The sequence below is a fragment of the Bacillus sp. CZDM1 genome (assembly GCF_055502545.1).
This window is the reverse complement of record NZ_JBUESO010000029.1, coordinates 1-19,186: the sequence shown is the minus strand read 5'-3', so window position 1 is coordinate 19,186 and position 19,186 is coordinate 1. Positions and strand designations below refer to the sequence as shown.

The window sequence follows — 19,186 nt, the reverse complement described above, 5'->3', positions numbered from 1 at the left end:
TCGTCGTTGTTAAACATTGTAGCCAAGTAGGATAAAAATGACCCCTTTTCTTTTTACACAATTATACGGACTTAATCATTTAAGCGGAAATTCTCCGCTTATTTTCCAAACACAGTAAAATCAACATTCAACTTTAAAACAGCCTAATTATAAGAAACTAGAAATACTTTGCACCATAAATAACGCGAACATTTCTAGGCATTGGATGTAATTGAATGGATAAGCTAATTCGTTTTCTATTTAGTATGTAAAATTTGTTAAGAAATTGTAAGGCAATTTAGAATTGTATAATAAGCATGCTATGATGAGTATAAGAGTTTGTATAAAAATGGTATTTAACTACCGGTGGAGGTGCTTTTTTGGATAAAAATTGTTCTAAATGTAAGTCATTAATCGTTAAGTCTCTATTAGATAGTCATCCAATTAGAGTTTACCCAGCAGATGTCAAACCCAATGCAAATACAATGAGTCACATATACCCTTGTTATGTTTGTCCGAGTTGTGGTTTTATCGAATTTTATGTAGAGGAACCTGTGAAGTTTAAAAAACAACACTCCTAATCTATTATGCTTAAGTTAAAGAAATAGGAAAAACGCTTGAAAAATTCCTAACGGGTTTACTTGTGAAGTGCAAAACGTCAAATCACCGACCTAATCACGCAGCAAATAGCATAACTTTCACAACATAAATCACAGTATTTTTTCACAAACAATAAGGCTTAGAGCTATTTCAACTCTAAGCCTTTTTTTGTATTATCTAATTTACTAAAGCACCCGTTAGTTGAACAACTCTATGGCTTATAAACTGATCATAATTTCCTTTGGTTTAGAGATACCGTTCTCAATAAAAATAGTTGCCCAATCCATTCATATAAGCTGCTTCATTCTTATTTGAAGTTAGGCGGGCTACTAGGCATTCATCCAATCCAGCTTTGACCCTGTGCATAAACTGGTTATTAGTCTAATATCAATAAGGAGTGAACTTCGAAATATGGAAAATATACGACAAATGCCACTCTATACACAGAATACCTGGGGTCTTCAAAATTGTATTTATCGTTTCACGTATCTGTGGCTTAGAAACGGAGACAATTTCTGGTTTTTTTTAACGACTGTAGGGGAATCAAGGGTTTATGGCTATAGGTTTTTTGGCGGAAGATGGAATCAATATTCGGTTGCTGTAAGAGATATTGTTAACTTCCATTGTTCTCCTCCGACACCAACTCTATATTAAAACACTGGACCGACCTGCCTGCGTTTTCCCTTCCATCACGTAAAGAACGTTAATTATTTCGGTTAGCGTTCTTTATACTGAAATTAGACTAAATTTCAAAACGAACACAAGTTTATTCCTGAGGCTGCCTTAAACTGCTCCTTTACTTGAATAAAGAAAAAGAACGCTGAAGCGATCATTCTTGAGCTCAAGCCATCGTTAGCCATCTATGAATCGTTATATCCTTCCTAGGCACCAATACAGTCATATAGTTATTGACCCACATAAAGTAATACATATAAATTTATGTTTATCTATGGGAATCAAGCACATTGATTTTAAATATAGGGGGATTGTATATGTCCGTTTTTAATCCACAGAAATTATCCGTCAAACTTATTCCACCTACCACTTTCGCTCAGCCAGTTGAAGGAAGAAAATATACTCTCACGCATTCAGATATTACAGCAGAATTATTTTTGGATATTGGATATGTGTACAACTACAAATCCATTAACCCCAAAATGCGTGACGAAGTATTAGCAGAATGGAAAAAAGATTCACATGGTTGTTTAAATTTAATAGGAAAAGCGTATGTAGATGGTGGAGAGTTCAGTCAAAAAGTTGCAGACACTCGTTTTAAAATATTTAAAAAAGAAATGGCTACAGCACTTAATGGAATTGTCTATGGTGATCGTCAATTTTACGTACACTATCCCTTCCTCGTCGATGCACCCATCTTTATCCATTACTTATCCATTTATCCGCAATATAGGCAGGTTGCTTTTTATTGTACACCACGCCAATATTTGAACCAAACTATCAAACAACCTGACCTTCCCCACCCTCAAAATTGACCCTAGCCACGCCTCCTCAATTCCAACTGTAAACCACAAGGCTTTTTGTAATGTAAATTTAAAAAATTGGGGTAGAGACCCAATCATATAGGCAATTAATGCATATCCTTTATTGAATTGAAATAATAGAGGGAGGAATTGCTTTGATCAATGATTATCAACGCGTACGCCCAGGATTCGGATTTGGAAGACCTGGATTCGGAATTGGCTTAGGATTCTTAGGTGGTCTTGCTGCTGGAGCATTGTTGGCTCCTGGTCCTGGATTTGGATATTATTACCCACCCTACCCTTATTATCCGCCATACCCGTATCCACCATATCCTTACGATTTAAATTATAATATTCCATACTCTCCTTACTAAAACGTAAATATATAATAAGAAAAACGGAACGCCAATTCTTTGGCAGGTTAGTTTAGGATCAAGCACTGGATCCATACCAAAAGTAAATGAGTTTTTTTATTAATGGAGAAAAAACTGAAATTTACATTGTTTAACTCAAAAGTAATGTTTGAAAACATTTTGTTTACCTCTTTTATGGTTTTTTATCCATTTTAATGATGTTTCTTATTCAAGTAAACTGCTTCGTTAGCGTAAGAATATCTTTTCACAAACTTTCCAACATCTATAACATCATTTTAACGTAATTATCCAATAACCTTCGTAATTGCAACACAATTCACTCACTCAATCACATAGAATTCACACACCCTCCAATAATTATTTCATGTCGTGTGATTTACTATGTGAATTAGGGCGAAACGGACGAATCAAATCCGTCGAAATGTTGATAAATCAATAAAAAACGCACTGTGAATTATATTCTGAATTATATAATTCGCAAGCTAAAACGCTCAGAATATTTCTGAGCGTTTTGTGAGTGTAATTTTCTATAATTCATAGGCTTTATTTAAGGTTATTCGATAATAGACTCTCAAAATTATAAGAACCAGTCCAACGATAAAGACAATCGCCAATAAGAACATCGCTGCTGGGTATAGACCAAATGCGTTAATTATGGTTGAGCTGTTATTTTGTAAGGTTGGAACAATAAAAAACAACCATCCGATTAATGAAACTGGAACCAATTGAGGAAACAATCGAAATATAAATCTCCAAGTAGGCTGTTGTCTTCGTGTACCTGACCATTTTTTACTCCGCAGAATTTCTCTGATTCCTAATAGTAAATAAATCAATGTGAAAACACCAAGTGATAAATCCATTACTTTAGGCACTGGAGTTTTTAATTCTGGTTCTTGTCCTTCAGTCAATTGGATAATTCCCGAACTAATTTCATATGCGTGTTCTAAAGTAGGGGTAAAACTATTTAGTAAAACTGCAACCGCATAACCACTACTAGGAACAATATCTTGTTGAGTTTGATACGTTGAAAGTGCCCCGCTATGTGAAATACGTTCTGGTTTGACGTTTGGCGAGCTTAAAGACCAACCAAGTCCGTATTTTTCGCTACCAGGCTGCGGTGTATAAGATTCTTCCAATAATTCTTTCGATAACAATTGTTGTCCTGATTCGTTTTTTCCTATGTTTGTGTGCATAGAAAGCCATTTCCCCATATCTGATGCTGTCGATATGACACTTCCTGCTCCCATATCCATCGCTTCAAGCTCTGTCCAAGGAATCGCAGTTCCATATGCTGTTACATATCCTTTAGGTAGCCCTTGTACTAAATCAGTAGAGTTCACTGTTGTGAGTGAGTCATCCATTCCTAATGGAGAGAATATCTTTTGTTTAAGATATTGAGAGAATTCTATCTCGCTTACTTCCTCTACTAAAAGTGCTAGGACCCAGTAATTCCCATTGCTATAATAATATTTCTCCCCTGGGTTCGATTGCAACTTCCAATCATTCAAACGTTCCACACCTGCTCTTAAGTTATTCGCTGGAGGAACAATAATTGGATTTGGAATCCCTGATGTGTGACTCAATAGTTGACGTACTGTAACTTCTTTCCATCTTGGATCGTCAAGTTTAACCCCTGATAAATATTTAATTACTGGGTCATCTAGTCGGAGTTTCCCTTCATCAACGAGTTGTAAAACAGCAAATGCAGTAAATGATTTGGATGTAGAACCAATTCTCATTAATGACGTTTCTGTTATAGGTTTACCTTCAGAATCGTGACCATATCCTTTCTCATATACTAATTTCCCCTTTTTCACAACTACAATGGATGCACCAGGCAGCCCATTACGTTCTATATAGTTAGTGACAAATTTATCAACATCTTCTGTTTTAAACGGTTGAGCAGCTTGTACAGTTAAATGAAGGTTGAACGTAGGCATTGCAAAGATTATTAACAGAAGAATAAAAAATAATTTCTTCGATTTTAAAGATGTTTTCAAATAATTTTCCCCCAATAAATTGGTGTATATTTTTAAAGGCTTGAAGTACAGACATAATCATACAAGATAGTTTTTATTAGGTTAACCTGCTATAGCCTAATTATTTTCTAAGCCCTCAGTCGTATTTTTATAAGTGACTGATGGGGATGCTGTTAGAAAATTTAAGAAACTTTTTGTATTTCCCTTCGAAAAAAAAATTTAACAGTTTGGCATGGTATTTAGCTGAACTACTTAGCAATTGCCAAATCTCTTTATTAATCTACTAAGTACACAATTCTGTAACAACTTTCAGCAAACGACCCTGTCCCCCTATTTCCATATATAGAGGGTAGTGATAAAGTTCCTCAAGCTTTTGTTCAGTCTGTAAAATACTTCTTTTCTGATGCAAAAACAATTGAAGAATACTGGCATATGGTCCAAATCGCTGCATTTCGATTTGAATGTGACCAAAACACAGAAGATGTTCTCACTATCGCCATTCAGTCCTTTAAGCAGCTGATCCGTAAACTGAAATCTACCAAGCAGGTAGTAAAGCCGATTGCCTTCTTTTATGGCATTTTAACCAACAAAATAAAAGAATTCTATCTTGAACAATTGTTTGAAAATCGATGTGAGAGTAAGCCGTTCCGTTATGTGCTCGAGACAGGCGAAGTTATGTACTATGATTGGCTGCACGCTTAATGAGGATGGAAAATGGTGGAAGGTTTTACAATCCGTAAATGAAATGGTTATGCCTCTATCTTTTCTATTTCGTGGATTTAATTTACAAACTACCTGTTCGCTAACTCCCTGCCAAAACGCGATTTGTGGTATCGTTCACTGCACCTATAATACTGGGGTTTTTTAATGATGTGGTTACTCTATCCTCAACCTCATTAAAGCAGTATAATTAACAAAAGGAAAAAATGACTGGGGGTATTTGATGAAAAAGTTAAATGGTTATGCAGCAGAGGTAATCAAAGAAATCATCCACGAAGGTGAAGCTGTTTTTGAAATCGATGGAAAGAGGTATTTTCAACTGATGAGGTTTTAGAGATGATTGAACAAGGTGATCTATAAATGGAAATAAAATGGACGAAACAGAATAGAGCATGGAATAACCAAGCTCTATCAAGGGGATCACTCTGTAAATTCCAAGGTCTCAATAAAATTTACAAAAGCCTTTACGACATTCCATTCCAAGGATTCCTTATGGTAATACATCCATGTTTTGCGTAATATAGGATTTCCGTTGTGGTCTGTTAAATCTTGTTTATATAATTGTTCTGTATTCTTGAGCATTCGGCTGGGCAAGATGCCATAGCCCAATCCGTTTATAACCATTTCCATACATGTATCAACCTGATCCACTACTATACTGTTTAAAGGCGGCTGTGTATAGTTTTCAGCCCACCAATTATCAATTAATGATTTTAATAAGTAATCTCCACTATAGTTAATCCTAGGTAGATTAGGCAAATCAAGAATGTCAATCGATTCCCTCGACGTAACAGAAACTGTTTCTTGAAATAACAAATGTTTCTCTAGTCCTCTATTACTATAGTCGCCTCGAACAAAGCCGATATGAACATCCTTTTTGTGTATAAGTTTACTTACATCTTTACTCCAGCCTGTAATAATTTTAAATTCCACAAGTGGATACTGGCTTTTAAATAACTTCAAAATATAGGGCAGTTCATAATTCGCAAAAAAATTAGATACACCCAATTTTAATGTCCCTGCCACTTCATTCCCTGCGCTAATACTCATATTCTGTACATGCTCTTTTATTTTGTTATACTGAGCAAGGATAGTATCGGCACATTGAACAAGATATTCTCCTTCTTGGGTAAAATGAATCCCTCTGCTTTCACGCGTTACTATTTTCACACCTAATTCATCCTGCATGTGCTTCAAACGGCTTGTTAAAGCAGGCTGTGTAATAAACAAAAGCCGCGCTGCTTTCGTTAGGTTCTTCTGACTATAGAGGACCTTCAGTATTTCCCAATCACGATAATCCACTTTTTCCTCCTAAATTCTGCCATATTACTTTTTTTTATATCTCGTTATAATTTTTTTAAATTTTATTTATTTTCATTATTGCATTATCATTGGTCCATATCAATTAGTAATTAATTCTTCAAAAACTGAATAGGGACTTCATTCCAGCTAAATCATCCTTTGGTTTACTACAGCATTCGCTTTAGCCATAAGATGTCCAGTCTGCAGGGCAGAAATAACTTAAAAGAGGAGAAATATTCATGTGGATTATAACGTGTTATGTAGATTCAACGATTTCCATGTTTGAATTCGAAACGGAGGAACAAGCAAGAGAGGCTATGAATAACTTGAATGGCACTAATATTCTTTCTCAAGTTGTATACTTCAATGATCCTTGTTTTCAGCAGGAAGCGGCATAAGGTATTTCATACTAACGGCAGAATAAACAGGCATAAACGAATCACACATAAAAGAGGGCAGATTGTTAGGTTTCCATTGATTCCTAACGAACTGCCCTCTTTACTTATGAGATATTCTCCAAGCGAACAGTGCCTGGCACTGTTCGCTTTACCTTTGTATTCCTTACACTTGAAAATAAAAATATAATATCATACAATCCAATTAGCTAAATTAGCTATTTTAGCTAATATCGGAGGTGTCACTATTGATTGTCAGTTCGACTGAGTTACAAAATAATTTTGGAAAGTATTTAATGCTTGCGGCGCAAGAGGATATTGTCATTACACGAAACGGTTTAGAAATCGCTAAATTAACAGCAATTAGAGAATCGGCATTGGATGATACAAACTTAACTAATGTGGTCTACGAAAAAGCACCAGAATACAGTCCTCTTGGGAAAAAGCATCTTATGATGAATTTCTTCACTTACAACAGGAGTCCGATGAACGGTACGAGTATATTGACGGTGAAATCTATTTACTCACATCGCCAAGAACGGTTCATCAAATAGCTATAACTGAGTTATTTGGCATTTTTTATAATTTTTTCCAAGGTACAAATTGTACACCGATAGTCTCTCCTTACGATATTGAGCTTAGAAGAACACCCGAAAACATTAATATTGTTCAGCCAGACATTATGATTATTTGTGATTTGGAGGATAAATTAAGTGAAGATGACTATTATAAAGGTGTCCCCTCACTTGTCGTTGAAGTACTTTCAAAAAGTACGCGAAGAAAAGATCTTATAAAGAAACTCGATTTGTACATGTCTTGTGGGGTGAGTGAGTACTGGATCGTTAATCCAGACAATAGGGAAGTAACTGTCTATATTTTTGAAGATTTTAATATTAGCAATAGTGCAACATATAAAAATAGGGAAGCCGCACAATCATTCACTTTTACCGGGTTAAGTGCTGAAATCAAGAGAATTTTCAGAGTCAAAACGTAAACAAGTTTCATGCTAAAAACGGTTTGCCTGTTAGGCTTCTCTGTGACGATTGTAAATGAGGTATACCAAAAAATCAGCCCTTTTTAAAGAAAGGGCTGAACAACTGATTCAGTTAATATTATACAATCCTATATTTGACGATTCGCCACTATTTCATCTCTATTTCCATAATCAAAGCTTTTCAGTTCTCCACGTGATTTACGTATTTCTTGACGCAATGCTTCAGTCTGCTCATTGTGAATTTCAAAGCTCTCTGGATTCAATACTACCCCATAGGATTCTCTGGCCTTCTCAATACTTGCTAATTGACGGATAACGTCTAATCTTACTTTTTCAGGATCTCTCGATAATGGATCCCCCCATCCGCCGCTTCCACCTGTAACGAATAGAAGCTGGTCTCCTTTTTCGACCTCAATATGGTCTACTTTTGACTCTAGTACTATTTTTTCCTGACCGCCATTTTTGATAAGCAGTTTGTAAGAGGAAGACCCTGGTTCCCCCCCATTAATTCCCCATGGCTGTAAGGCTGCACGATCATCATGAATCGATACGGTTCCTGATGATAAGAACGTATATAGTTTTTCATTGCAGTTTCCACCGCGGTGTAAACCAGCGCCTCCAGAATCTTTACCTGTTCGATAATATTCCACCCGCAGTGGATAGTATGTTTCCAAGTATTCCGTAGGGATATTAACAAATGCCGGCCACCATGAATGCCCGTCCAGACCATCTCCTATCGGTCTTCCTGGCAACCCTCCGTACATAACCTCCATTAGATGGAAATGTCTATTTTTTTCATCCGTGCCGGAATAGATAAAGTAAGGACTTGTACCATATCCCGCAGCCGGGCTGCTTTCAGGTGAATTCAAAGAAAGTGCACCACTTAAAACATCGAATAGACGACTTAGCGCATGTGTACGACACCCTAATGCGGCAGGGTATTTTGGACGTAATAGGCTTCCTTCTGGTGTTTCGATATGAAGGTTGTCATAAAAGCCGTCATTAAACATGATTGCTGGGTCAAACACAGAAATGAGGAATGCCCCAATAAACATTTTAAACATATTTTCACTTAGATAATAGTTAATAGGTCCCGGAGCCTGAGGATCTGTACCAGTCCAGTCAAAATAGGCTTGGTCTCCTTCTCTCCAGATCGTTAACTTCATCTTAAATGGACCATTTCCTAATCCATCGCTATCAATGTAATCCTCAAACGAAACTGGTGTCTCAGGTAAAAAATTGGTGATTAAATGCTGCATCATCATCTTTGTCCTGTCTAATAAATGGTCCAAAGCGTTAAGATACACATCAGAACCAAAACGATCACAAACCTCCTTTACCCGCTTTTCAGCTGTACGGCAAGACGCGACAATTCCCATTAAGTCACTATAATTTTCGATAGGAGTACGGCTGTTTGATTTAAGAATCTTGATGATGGCATCGTTTAATTTTCCTTGTTCGTATAATTTGACCGGTGGAAAACGAACGCCTTCACCAAAAATAGAGGTTGCCCCTACAGGCATACTTGATGGAACAGGTCCGCCAACATCCATCACATGGCCAAACATCGATGCATAGCCTACGATTTTCTGTTCGTGAAAAATAGGAACAATGACCATCCAATCATTCACGTGTGAAATAGATCCCCCACAGCTATATGGATCACTTAAGAAGATAACATCTCCTTCATGAACACCTTCAGGAAAATGGGCAATAACCTCTGGGACATGAGAACCAAAATTCCCAACAACCATTTTCCCATCAGGATTTGTAATCATTGGAAAACAATCATGCTGCTCGCGAATAACAGGTGACATGGCAGAACGGAAAAGGGTAACATCCATTTCTTCCTTTATATTCTTTAAAGCGTTTTCAATAATATCAACGGTTATAGAATCAACTCTTGTTTGCACCTTCATCATTTATACCTCCTTAGAGATTAATAGATTCATATACTTATCAACGGTTGCTACAAACCCAGGTAAAACTAAGGTGGTACTATCTTTTTGTGTAACGATGGCAGGTCCATACACCTCGTTATTCGGTCGAAGTAAATCTCTATCATATAATGGAGTTTTTACAAACTCCCCATCAAAATATGCTTCATGGTTAGGATCAATTATTGCCTGACTGGCATCTGAATCACTTGGCTCACTAGCAGGGATGGTTGGAGAAGATACTTTCCCTATTGATACCGCTCGTAAATTGACAACCTCAATGTCGATGTCCATCTTAAATCCATAGATGCTTTCATGAATTTCGTCGAATTTGTTTTTGATTCGTGCTAAACCTTGTTCTAATAACTCTTGAAGGTCTACTTGTAAAGCAATCTCATGACCTTGACGGTAGTACCTTACATCCACTTCATGATTCACGATTTGTCTGTCGGCATTAACCCCTTCATCTTGCAGCCATTGTCTTGCATCATTGCCAAGAACCTCTAATTCATCCACAAGTGTTTCTTTATCTAGTTCGCTTAATATCCTTATAAATGTCTTGGAGTATTCATTTCTTATATCAGATTGTAAGAATCCTAATGCTGATAATACGCCTGGAGTTGGAGGAACTATGACCGGGAAGGTTCCTGATAAATTTCCCAACGCATTGCCATGAAGAGGTCCAGCTCCCCCTAACGCTACCAAGGCAAACTGACGAGGGTCATGACCTTTTTCAACAGAAACAACTCTTATCGCTCCATACATATTCTCGTTAACAATATCGTATATTCCTTTAGCTGCACGGTAGAGATCAATTCCTAATCTTTCAGCAACCTTGTTTACTGCTTGCTTGGATGCTTCTACATCTAAACTCATTTCTCCCCCAACTAAGCTTGGCGGTAAGTAGCCTAGAACAACATTGGCATCTGTAACTGTTGGTTCTGTGCCGCCTCGGCCATAGCATGCAGGACCAGGTTCGGAACCCGCACTTTGCGGTCCGACTCGAAGTGCACCAGATGGCGGCACGTGTGCGATTGACCCGCCTCCTGCGCCCACTGTTTCAACCTCAAGTGATGGAGCTTTTACCGGGAAGACGCCTACCTTTGTTTCGCGGGCAACCTTCGGATTCCCATTATACGTTAAGGATACATCTGTTGAAGTTCCGCCCATATCAAATGAAATAACATTCTTATGGCCAATTTGATTACCAATCATAGCCGAAGCAGTTACTCCGCCTGATGGACCAGACAACATGGTATGTACTGGGCGGGTGGCAGCAGCAGGTATACTCATCAATCCGCCATCTGAGCGAACGATACTAACCCGGCTATCCATCTTTTCTGCATTTACCTTTTCCTCAATATTAGTTAAATATCTTTGCATGGGAGGACGAACGTAAGAATTCATAACCGTCGTCAGCGTTCTCTCATATTCACGAAACTCTGGTAGAATATCATAAGAAATGGTTACAGGAATGTCAGGGTTAATACTCTGAGCAATCTCCTTCATCCGATTTTCGTGGATCGGATTGGAATAGGAGTTGATTAAACTAATCGTTAAACTCTCGATGCCCTGATTATATAAATCTATTATTTGTTCCCTGATATCTTCTTCATCTAACTCATGATGAACCTCACCGGAAGCTGTCACTCGTTCTCTTACCCCGCGCGTATTTACGAGGTCTGCTAATGGTTCAGGCTTTAGAAAGCCAATCCAAGCACTAATTGGTGCCGGAGTCCAAGAACGTGCCACATGAAGAACCTGCTCAAATCCAGCTGTGGTTAATAACCCTACCTTTGCACCTTTTCCTTCTAGCACAGCATTTGTTGCAACCGTCGTACCATGGATAATCGTCTTGATTTGTGAAAGTTCAATGCCAACTTCCTGACAAACCTTTTTAATTCCATGCATGAGTCCAATCGATTGATCGGAGGTGGTAGATGGTACTTTTGTTACATAAATACTGCCAGTCTCCTCATTTTGTAGAACAATATCCGTGAAAGTTCCCCCAACATCAACAGCTACACGATACATTTGTGTTACCCCCTTAAGTTAACTGATTTAGATAATCTATTACCATTTCTAAGGATGTCACATCACCATATTTAGTCTGTATATCATACAAATTTGCTTTGTGCGCTTCCATCGACCTGTCACCAACGCATTCCTCTGGTACCACTACTCTATAGCCATACTGCAATGCATCAACTGCAGTTGCCCGCACACAGCCTGATGTCGTACAGCCTGTGATAATAGCGGTATCTACTCTTTCACTCGTTAAGAAGGAGTGAAGGTGCGTTCCAAAAAACGAGCTGGCAAATTTTTTTACAATAAGAGGCTCTGAAGTTTCATCGCGCTCCAGCTTCTCATCGACATTTACCCATTCGCTATCCGCCGTTAGTAGTTTTAAGGCCGGTATCTTTTTTATGAAATAGCCGCCATCCCGATAATGAGGTTCATAGATGACCGTTGTAAACACAATGGGAACAGCCTTACTTCTAGCATGATCAAGTAATGTTTTCGTTGCTTCCAGCTGGCTGGTTAAATCCGATCCCAAAGCAGATGCAGGATTTGTGAATCCATTGATAAAGTCGACAACAATAATAGCAGGTCTTGCTCCTAATCCAGAAGAATCACCGAACCCTTCGAAAGATTGAGACATACCTTCACTCCTTCTAAATAATCAAATTAAATTTGATAATAAATCGGATGTTTATCTTCAAATGCTTCTATCTTAGCAGCATGTTCAATTGTCATGCCTATCTCATCAAGACCCTTTAACAGCATATCTCTACGATAATCGTCTAGTGTAAAGGAAGATCTAAAGCCTTCATGATCATACACTACCTTTTCTTCCAGATTAACAGAAATCTGGTAATTCGGAGCAGCCTTTTCTTTTTCAAAAAGAGTTTGTACCTCTTCTTCCGATAGTTGAATCGGCAGAATCCCATTTTTAAAGCAATTATTATAGAAGATATCAGCAAATAAAGGCGAAATAATGATACGGAACCCATAGTCAGCTAGAGCCCATGGTGCATGCTCCCGAGATGATCCACAGCCAAAGTTTTTTCTTGTTAAAAGAATACCAGCCCCACGATAGTTGGGTTGGTTTAGGACAAAGTCTGGGTTATCCTTTTCTCCATCCAAATATCGCCAATCGTAAAATAGGAATTTACCAAAACCTGTTTTATTAATAATCTTTAAAAATTGTTTAGGAACAATGGCATCGGTATCGACATTTTCACGATCTAATGGTGCTGCAATCCCAGTGAATTCCTTCAGTGGTTCCATATTCACACCTCCTCCACTACTTTAAGCTTCCAATTCCTCACATCGGTGAAATGGCCCTTTATTGCAGCGGCTGCAGCCATTGCAGGACTAACGAGATGCGTTCTAGCACCTTTGCCTTGCCGGCCTTCAAAATTACGGTTAGATGTTGATGCAATCCGGTCGCCAGGATTCGCTGTGTCTGTATTCATCCCTAAGCACATGCTGCATCCCGGCTCTCTCCATTCGAAGCCAGCTTCTAGAAAAATTTTATCCAGCCCTTCTGCCTCAGCTTGACCTTTAACTACTTGTGAACCTGGAACAACCAATGCTCGAACTCCATTCTTCACCTTGTATCCGTTTGCAATTTTTGCAGCCTCACGCAGGTCTTCAATCCGGCTGTTTGTACAGGAACCAATAAAAACCGTATTAATCGGTATATCTGTTATTTGTGTCCCCGGCTTGAGCGCCATGTATTCTAACGCCATCTCAGCCATGTTTTGTTTTCCTTCTGGCATATCTTTAGGAAAAGGCACCAGATCGGTTACAGCGGCAACAAGCCCTGGATTCGTCCCCCAAGTGACTTGTGGTACGACCTCACTTGCATTAAACTCTACTGTTAAATCAAAGATGGCATCATCATCAGAATAAAAGGTTTGCCAGTAAGTTAATGCCTCATTCCAAAGCCCGCGTTTTGGACTTTTCGGCTTATCCTTTAAATAGGAAAACGTAATTTCATCTGGTGCAATCAGACCCGCACGTGCTCCAATTTCAATGGACATATTACAGATGGTCATACGTTCTTCCATCGACAGTTTCTTAATACCGTCACCACGATATTCAATGACATAACCCGTGGCAAAATCATGTCCATATTTGCCAATTAATGCTAGAATTAAATCCTTTGCAGCAGCGCCTATTGGTAATTCCCCGTTAAAATTAATTGCAAGCGTTTTAGATTTATATTGTTTAAGAGTTTGGGTAGCTAGAACATGCTCTACCTCACTTGTACCAATTCCAAAAGCTAGTGCCCCAAATGCCCCATGTGTCGCTGTATGGCTATCCCCGCAAACGATGGTTTGTCCCGGCTGAGTGACTCCTTGTTCAGGGGCAATCACGTGTACAATTCCTTGATTCCTGCTATTTAAATCATACAAAGTAATCCCAAACTCTTTACAATTTGCTTCAAGTGTATCTACCTGCTTTTTAGCTACAGGATCTTCAAATGGCAGGAACTTAGAGGTGGTTGGAATGCTGTGATCTAAAGTCCCTAACGTTCTGTCTGGCCGCTTTACCTTTCTGCCTTTTGCACGAAGTCCATCAAATGCCTGTGGTGTTGTTACTTCATGAATCAAATGCAGGTCTATGTATAGAATGGCAGGTTGACCTTCCTCTTCATGAACAACATGACAATCCCATAACTTTTCGTACAATGTTTTCCCCACATTACACCCCCATTAGATAATATTATTTCTTGTCAATTCCTCTATTTTTGAAGTATCAAATCCTAATAGATTGCTATATACTTCTGAATTATGCTGTCCCATAGTAGTTGCACCAACATGCTTGACTTTACCTGGTGTCCGGCTTAATTTCGGAACAACCCCAGGCATCGGGAAGTCGCCTAACTCCTCGTGTTCCACATGAATAATCATTTCTCTCTCTTTATATTGAGGGTCTTCAAGAATTTCCTTTGCTGAATAAATAAGGCCGCTTGGAACCCCGTTTGCTTCAAGGATCTCTAAACATACCTTCGCTGGTACTGTCTTCGTCCAAGTTTCAATGATTTGGTCGAGTTCAGCCATATTGTCACTTCTGCCATGATGAGTGGAATACTTTGGATTTTCAAATAACTCAGGCTGCTGCATCGCTTGGCAAAGACGCTTAAATACCCCATCCGCATTGGCTCCAATGACAATGTAGGTTTCATCCTGCGTTTTGTATATGTTAGACGGTGCTACACCTGGCAGGATATTCCCCATTCTTTCACGTACATAATCAGCAAGCAGATAATCGGGAATGATACTTTCCATGACCGAAAAGACAGACTCGTAAAGAGCGGTATCTACTACTTGGCCCCTGCCGGATGTATGTCTTTCATTTAAAGCTGTTAAACATCCTATCGTAGCGAATAAAGCAGCTAATGTGTCTCCTATTGAAATCCCAATCCTTGCTGGTGCCCGGTCAGGGAATCCCGTTACATAACGCAGACCGCCCATTGCTTCACCAACACTGCCGAAACCAGCGCGGCTTTTATATGGTCCGGTTTGTCCAAACCCTGAAGTTCTAACCATGATGATACCTGGGTTGATTTCGGATAATTCCTCGTAGGATAATCCCCATTTTTCCATCGTACCTGGACGAAAGTTCTCAATCACAACATCTGCTTCTTTAACCAGTTCCTTAAATATCTCCTGTCCCTCTTTCACACGAAGGTTTAAGGTAACTGACTTTTTATTTCGAGATTGAATCGGCCACCATAGACCATGCCCATCCTTTTGTTTTCCCCATTGTCTCATGGGATCCGCTTTATCAGGCGGCTCGATTTTAATAACCTCTGCTCCAAAGTCTCCCAAAAGACGTCCAGAGAATGGACCTGCTAAAAGTGTACCTAGTTCCAATACACGTATTCCCTGCAAAGGCAACCTTTCGTTCATTTCACTCATATAAGCCACCCCACTCATTTTGTATACAATTCAAGTTAAACTTTATGTAAAACAAATTCTATTTAATTGATATATTACAATCTAACATTACACTCGTCAATAATAATTCATAAAATTCTAATAAATCTGTTACCTGGTATTCCCTTAAATTGTATACAAAAGATGATTATTTGCTATAATGGTGGTAAATCTTTTAATAAGTATGGTAGTTTTTAAAGTAGTTAAAAAGTTTTACCTAAAAGGGGAAATACAATTTATGGACGTGTATGCAGAGATCCGAGGGGATATCCTTAATGGGGTATTAGCACCTGGAGAGAAACTTCGAGAAGAAAAACTGGCAAGTATACTAAATGTAAGCCGTACACCACTCAGAGAGGCAATTCGCAGATTAACAGTAGAAGGACTTTTAATTTACACCCCAAATCGTGGTGTGACAGTCAGGAATTATACACTAGATGATGTCATTGATGCCTATAATTTACGCGCAGTTGTCGAAGGGTATACTGCCTCGTTAGCCGCGTTAAATCGAGACAACCTGCAAATCATTGAATTGGAAGAAGCGAATGCAAATTATAAATCTGTCATCGAAAATGGTTTTAGAGTTGGTGAAAAAGACACAGATGCTATATTAAAATCGAATAGCCAATTCCACGAAATCATTGTATCCATGTCAAAAAGCAGTTATGTAAAGAATGTTTTAAGTTCTTTAGTAGCCATTCCTGTGTTATATCGAGGGTTTTATTGGTTTGACGAAGAAGATTTAAAGACATCGATTCAGCACCATAACAGCCTGATAACAGCTATTAAAAATGGTGATGCAGAGCAAGCCAAAGTGATAATGTCCAGCCATTTATACCATGGCCGGGATCGTGTGGTTCATTACAGTAAATTAAATCAATCCTAGTTTTCAAAGGGTAAGGTGTGTACGTGCACCTTACCCTTCTTTGTATACATTTTTTTATTTTTATAGAATATTTCGGAGAAAATATTTACTTTTATTTAAATATTGTATACAATTTTAATAAATTATTCTCAGAAGAATGGAAAATCAAGGAGGCGTATGAATGATATATATCAGTGAAGTTGGCCCAAGAGATGGTTTACAGAATGAAAAAAAAATCCTGCCTACTGCCCAGAAGGTAGAATTAATTAACCAGCTTGCCACAGCAGGTATAAAGAAAATTGAATGTGTTTCCTTCGTGAATCCTAAAATTATTAAGCAAATGGCTGATGCAGAAGAGGTTATGAAGGAAATTACAAGGGTTGAGGGAGTATCGTATGGAGGATTGGTTCTTAGCCAATCAGGATTAGACCGAGCCCTAAAGTCAAATGTGAATTTCTTAAATGTAGCAATGGCGGCTAGTAATATATTTAATCAAAAAAATGCAAAAAGAACAGTGAAGGAATCCGTAATTGAACTTTCAAGGGTGATCCGTACGGGGGTAGAATCCGGCATCGAAATGATCGGCGTAATCGGAACTGCCTTTGGCTGTCCTTATGATGGGAATGTTCCAAAAGAAAGAGTCATTCATATAGCTGAAAATTTTCTAGAAGCAGGATGTAAAGAAATTACGTTAGCAGATACAACCGGAATGGCAAACCCCAAACAAGTTGAGGAACGAATTGAATACTTCTATAATCACTTCGGAGATTCTGCTCGACTCGCTCTTCATTTTCATAATACCAGGGGGCTGGGACTTGCCAATACGCTGGCTGGCTACCAAGCTGGAGTCCGCCATTTTGACTCTTCAATTGGCGGATTAGGCGGTTGTCCTTTTGCACCCAAAGCCGTAGGTAATGTTTGTACAGAAGATATGGTTAATATGTTTCATGAAATGGAAATTAACACTAACATCGAGCTGGATAAACTTATTGAGTCAGCCCTTTGGTTAGAAACAGTTATCGAACACACTCTTGATGGAATGGTCATGAAAGCTGGAGTACCTTGTGCTTTATAAATATTCATTGATCCCAGTAAAGAGCGTAGTGAATAATTGACGGAACTGGCTGCAAAGTTTGTGATTTCCTGAAATGCGGGAAACCCCTAAAGCCGTTCTAGAATTAGAGCGAACAGTGCCTGGCACTGTTCGCTCTGAATTATAAAATTAGTAAAATCGTTCCCATTGTTATGACGATACCGCCAATAATCGTGTGTTTGGCCGCTTTTTCTTTTAAAATAGTAAAACTTAATACCATCGTGATGACAACGCTAAATTTGTCAATGGGAGCAACGATGGAAACCTTCCCCATTGCTAGTGCTGCAAAATAGCATAACCAAGATAAACCAGTAGCCACTCCAGACAGGACTAGAAAAAGGTACCCTTTTTTCGAAATGCTTTTCAATTTCTTGTGAGTGCCTTGGAAAAATACAATGGCCCATGCAAATACAAGGATTACAATGGTTCGTAGAAAAGTTGCCAGATTGGAATCGACATCTTCCATTCCTATCTTTGCTAAAATGGAAGTTAGTGCGGCAAACACTGCCGCTATAATGGCATACACAATATATCGCTGTGATCCAGAAAATCGTTTCTTTTCTTCATTTTTTCCAATCAATATAAACGTTCCTATCGCAATAATCGCTCCTCCTGTTAACACATGAGGTTCCGCAGGCTCCCCTAACACTAGAATAGAGAAAATAATGGTGAGTACTACACTGGATTTATCAATAGGCACCACTTTGGAAACATCGCCAATGGCAAGCGCTTTAAAGAAAAACAACCATGAAAGACCCGTTGCTAATCCAGAAAATAGAATAAACCATAATGCACTTGTAGAAATCTGAGAAATACTGTCAAGTTGTCCGGTTATGATCACGATCAAAAATGCCATAATTAATACCACAATGGTTCGAATCGCTGTTGCTAGGTTTGAATTTACATTTTCAATACCGACTTTTGCTAAGATTGCCGTAAATGAAGCAAATAAAGCTGCCAATAATGCTAAAATAATACTCATCGTGCACCTGCTTTTTTATGTTAATATTGTTTAAGGGTCATGTGCCACCTTATCACTATTACCCATTATGTACGACTATTGTTTACAAATCCCCTTCTCATTTTTTTTATTATACTTCACTTCGAATACAATTGAAGAATGATTCAACCTATATTAAATTGAAATTTAAAAGGCTTACTACAATAAAGTTAAGCGGTCCCGTTTTGAGGTGGTTTCTAAAAATGATTGCCAAAATGGCAGTCGTTTTGACATTGTTATTGCTATATAAAAAAGGCAAAACTCGCCATAGTTGGCGAGTTTCTTTATTAGGAATACCTAAACCTTATTTAGGTAAAGCCCCCTATAGTTTAAGTACATTTATTCACAATGTAAGCTTTCATAATATAAAAAAGTCTCTTCAATAATCCTTATTTCTCATCTCAAGCTTTATTTCATTTCACTAATTTTCACATCAAAGATACTTAATAACAATACTATAATTATTATTGATAATAGCCAAGCAAACAAAGGTTTTTTGTAATGAATAGGCAAGATAAA

Annotated in this window: 19 protein-coding genes; 10 read left to right on the top strand and 9 right to left on the bottom strand. The window is 38.3% G+C overall.

The features are described 5' to 3' along the window. Positions 1–990 precede the first annotated feature (990 nt). From ACY3XC_RS28430 to ACY3XC_RS28420, 3 genes are all read left to right on the top strand, one after another. Positions 991–1,233: a hypothetical protein gene (locus tag ACY3XC_RS28430; protein WP_464871527.1), complete on the top strand. Its 243-nt coding sequence runs from the start codon at positions 991–993 to the stop codon at positions 1,231–1,233. 338 nt (positions 1,234–1,571) lie between these two features. Beyond that, positions 1,572–2,069: a staygreen family protein gene (locus ACY3XC_RS28425; RefSeq protein WP_464871526.1), complete on the top strand. Its 498-nt coding sequence runs from the start codon at positions 1,572–1,574 to the stop codon at positions 2,067–2,069. 125 nt (positions 2,070–2,194) lie between these two features. Next, the gene (locus ACY3XC_RS28420) at positions 2,195–2,431 is read left to right on the top strand and encodes a spore coat protein (RefSeq protein ID WP_464871531.1); all 237 of its coding nucleotides are present in this window, start codon (positions 2,195–2,197) and stop codon (positions 2,429–2,431) included. Positions 2,432–2,958: 527 nt separating this feature from the next. Here the strand turns inward: ACY3XC_RS28420 and ACY3XC_RS28415 are convergent. After that, positions 2,959–4,431 carry a serine hydrolase domain-containing protein gene (locus ACY3XC_RS28415; RefSeq protein ID WP_464871525.1) on the bottom strand — a complete coding sequence of 491 codons (1,473 nt, stop codon included), beginning with the start codon at positions 4,429–4,431 and terminating at the stop codon, positions 2,959–2,961. Between the two features lie 411 nt (positions 4,432–4,842). Between ACY3XC_RS28415 and ACY3XC_RS28410 the strand changes: the two genes are divergently transcribed. Further along, positions 4,843–5,112 (top strand): hypothetical protein, encoded by a 270-nt coding sequence (locus ACY3XC_RS28410; RefSeq protein ID WP_464871524.1) that lies wholly within the window; start codon positions 4,843–4,845, stop codon positions 5,110–5,112. 438 nt (positions 5,113–5,550) lie between these two features. Here ACY3XC_RS28410 and ACY3XC_RS28405 read toward each other — a convergent pair whose 3' ends face one another. After that, positions 5,551–6,432 (bottom strand): LysR family transcriptional regulator, encoded by an 882-nt coding sequence (locus ACY3XC_RS28405; protein ID WP_464871523.1) that lies wholly within the window; start codon positions 6,430–6,432, stop codon positions 5,551–5,553. Positions 6,433–6,671: 239 nt separating this feature from the next. Here ACY3XC_RS28405 and ACY3XC_RS28400 point away from each other — a divergent pair, with 239 nt between their 5' ends. The 3 genes from ACY3XC_RS28400 (at position 6,672) to ACY3XC_RS28390 (ending at position 7,821) form a co-directional block, all read left to right on the top strand. Beyond that, positions 6,672–6,830, top strand: coding sequence for an RNA-binding protein (locus ACY3XC_RS28400; RefSeq protein ID WP_179161546.1), 159 nt, complete (start codon positions 6,672–6,674; stop codon positions 6,828–6,830). Positions 6,831–7,075: 245 nt separating this feature from the next. Beyond that, positions 7,076–7,381: a type II toxin-antitoxin system Phd/YefM family antitoxin gene (locus ACY3XC_RS28395; RefSeq protein WP_464871522.1), complete on the top strand. Its 306-nt coding sequence runs from the start codon at positions 7,076–7,078 to the stop codon at positions 7,379–7,381. Continuing rightward, positions 7,330–7,821 carry a Uma2 family endonuclease gene (locus ACY3XC_RS28390; RefSeq protein WP_464871530.1) on the top strand — a complete coding sequence of 164 codons (492 nt, stop codon included), beginning with the start codon at positions 7,330–7,332 and terminating at the stop codon, positions 7,819–7,821. The genes ACY3XC_RS28395 and ACY3XC_RS28390 overlap by 52 nt, the downstream gene beginning before the upstream one ends. A 128-nt stretch (positions 7,822–7,949) precedes the next feature. Here ACY3XC_RS28390 and ACY3XC_RS28385 read toward each other — a convergent pair whose 3' ends face one another. From ACY3XC_RS28385 to ACY3XC_RS28360, 6 genes are read right to left on the bottom strand one after another with little or no spacing between them, the layout of a single operon-like run. Next, positions 7,950–9,743 (bottom strand): hydantoinase B/oxoprolinase family protein, encoded by a 1,794-nt coding sequence (locus tag ACY3XC_RS28385; RefSeq protein WP_464871521.1) that lies wholly within the window; start codon positions 9,741–9,743, stop codon positions 7,950–7,952. Then, a complete protein-coding gene (locus tag ACY3XC_RS28380) occupies positions 9,744–11,792 on the bottom strand; it encodes a hydantoinase/oxoprolinase family protein (RefSeq protein ID WP_464871520.1) in 2,049 nt (682 codons plus the stop codon). 13 nt (positions 11,793–11,805) lie between these two features. After that, positions 11,806–12,420: an isochorismatase family protein gene (locus ACY3XC_RS28375; protein WP_464871519.1), complete on the bottom strand. Its 615-nt coding sequence runs from the start codon at positions 12,418–12,420 to the stop codon at positions 11,806–11,808. Between the two features lie 26 nt (positions 12,421–12,446). Further along, entirely contained in the window at positions 12,447–13,049 is a 603-nt protein-coding gene (gene leuD / locus ACY3XC_RS28370) for a 3-isopropylmalate dehydratase small subunit (protein ID WP_464871518.1), read from the bottom strand. A gap of 2 nt (positions 13,050–13,051) precedes the next feature. Then, positions 13,052–14,470, bottom strand: a complete 1,419-nt coding sequence (gene leuC, locus ACY3XC_RS28365) for a 3-isopropylmalate dehydratase large subunit (protein ID WP_464871517.1) — start codon at positions 14,468–14,470, stop codon at positions 13,052–13,054. A 12-nt stretch (positions 14,471–14,482) separates the two neighbouring features. After that, on the bottom strand, positions 14,483–15,682 hold the full coding sequence (locus ACY3XC_RS28360) for a CaiB/BaiF CoA transferase family protein (RefSeq protein WP_464871528.1): 1,200 nt from the start codon (positions 15,680–15,682) through the stop codon (positions 14,483–14,485). Between the two features lie 265 nt (positions 15,683–15,947). Between ACY3XC_RS28360 and ACY3XC_RS28355 the strand changes: the two genes are divergently transcribed. Together ACY3XC_RS28355 and ACY3XC_RS28350 are read left to right on the top strand one after the other, a co-directional pair. After that, the gene (locus ACY3XC_RS28355) at positions 15,948–16,595 is read left to right on the top strand and encodes a GntR family transcriptional regulator (RefSeq protein ID WP_464871516.1); all 648 of its coding nucleotides are present in this window, start codon (positions 15,948–15,950) and stop codon (positions 16,593–16,595) included. A 160-nt stretch (positions 16,596–16,755) separates the two neighbouring features. Continuing rightward, positions 16,756–17,649 (top strand): hydroxymethylglutaryl-CoA lyase, encoded by an 894-nt coding sequence (locus ACY3XC_RS28350; protein WP_464871515.1) that lies wholly within the window; start codon positions 16,756–16,758, stop codon positions 17,647–17,649. Positions 17,650–17,788: 139 nt separating this feature from the next. Here the strand turns inward: ACY3XC_RS28350 and ACY3XC_RS28345 are convergent, their stop codons facing one another. Beyond that, positions 17,789–18,649, bottom strand: coding sequence for an EamA family transporter (locus ACY3XC_RS28345; protein ID WP_464871514.1), 861 nt, complete (start codon positions 18,647–18,649; stop codon positions 17,789–17,791). Between the two features lie 221 nt (positions 18,650–18,870). Between ACY3XC_RS28345 and ACY3XC_RS28340 the strand changes: the two genes are divergently transcribed. Beyond that, complete coding sequence (locus ACY3XC_RS28340) at positions 18,871–19,053, top strand: hypothetical protein (RefSeq protein WP_464871513.1); 183 nt, start codon at positions 18,871–18,873, stop codon at positions 19,051–19,053. Positions 19,054–19,186: the final 133 nt, after the last annotated feature.

Coding starts and splice junctions, on each gene's coding strand:
- ACY3XC_RS28400 (WP_179161546.1), top strand. CDS start 6,672: ATGTGGATTATAACGTGTTATGTAGATTCAACGATTTCCATGTTTGAA.
- ACY3XC_RS28360 (WP_464871528.1), bottom strand. CDS start 15,682: ATGAACGAAAGGTTGCCTTTGCAGGGAATACGTGTATTGGAACTAGGT.
- ACY3XC_RS28340 (WP_464871513.1), top strand. CDS start 18,871: ATGATTGCCAAAATGGCAGTCGTTTTGACATTGTTATTGCTATATAAA.
- ACY3XC_RS28425 (WP_464871526.1), top strand. CDS start 1,572: ATGTCCGTTTTTAATCCACAGAAATTATCCGTCAAACTTATTCCACCT.
- ACY3XC_RS28385 (WP_464871521.1), bottom strand. CDS start 9,743: ATGATGAAGGTGCAAACAAGAGTTGATTCTATAACCGTTGATATTATT.
- ACY3XC_RS28345 (WP_464871514.1), bottom strand. CDS start 18,649: ATGAGTATTATTTTAGCATTATTGGCAGCTTTATTTGCTTCATTTACG.
- ACY3XC_RS28430 (WP_464871527.1), top strand. CDS start 991: ATGGAAAATATACGACAAATGCCACTCTATACACAGAATACCTGGGGT.
- ACY3XC_RS28380 (WP_464871520.1), bottom strand. CDS start 11,792: ATGTATCGTGTAGCTGTTGATGTTGGGGGAACTTTCACGGATATTGTT.
- ACY3XC_RS28350 (WP_464871515.1), top strand. CDS start 16,756: ATGATATATATCAGTGAAGTTGGCCCAAGAGATGGTTTACAGAATGAA.
- ACY3XC_RS28375 (WP_464871519.1), bottom strand. CDS start 12,420: ATGTCTCAATCTTTCGAAGGGTTCGGTGATTCTTCTGGATTAGGAGCA.
- ACY3XC_RS28355 (WP_464871516.1), top strand. CDS start 15,948: ATGGACGTGTATGCAGAGATCCGAGGGGATATCCTTAATGGGGTATTA.
- ACY3XC_RS28410 (WP_464871524.1), top strand. CDS start 4,843: ATGGTCCAAATCGCTGCATTTCGATTTGAATGTGACCAAAACACAGAA.
- leuD (WP_464871518.1), bottom strand. CDS start 13,049: ATGGAACCACTGAAGGAATTCACTGGGATTGCAGCACCATTAGATCGT.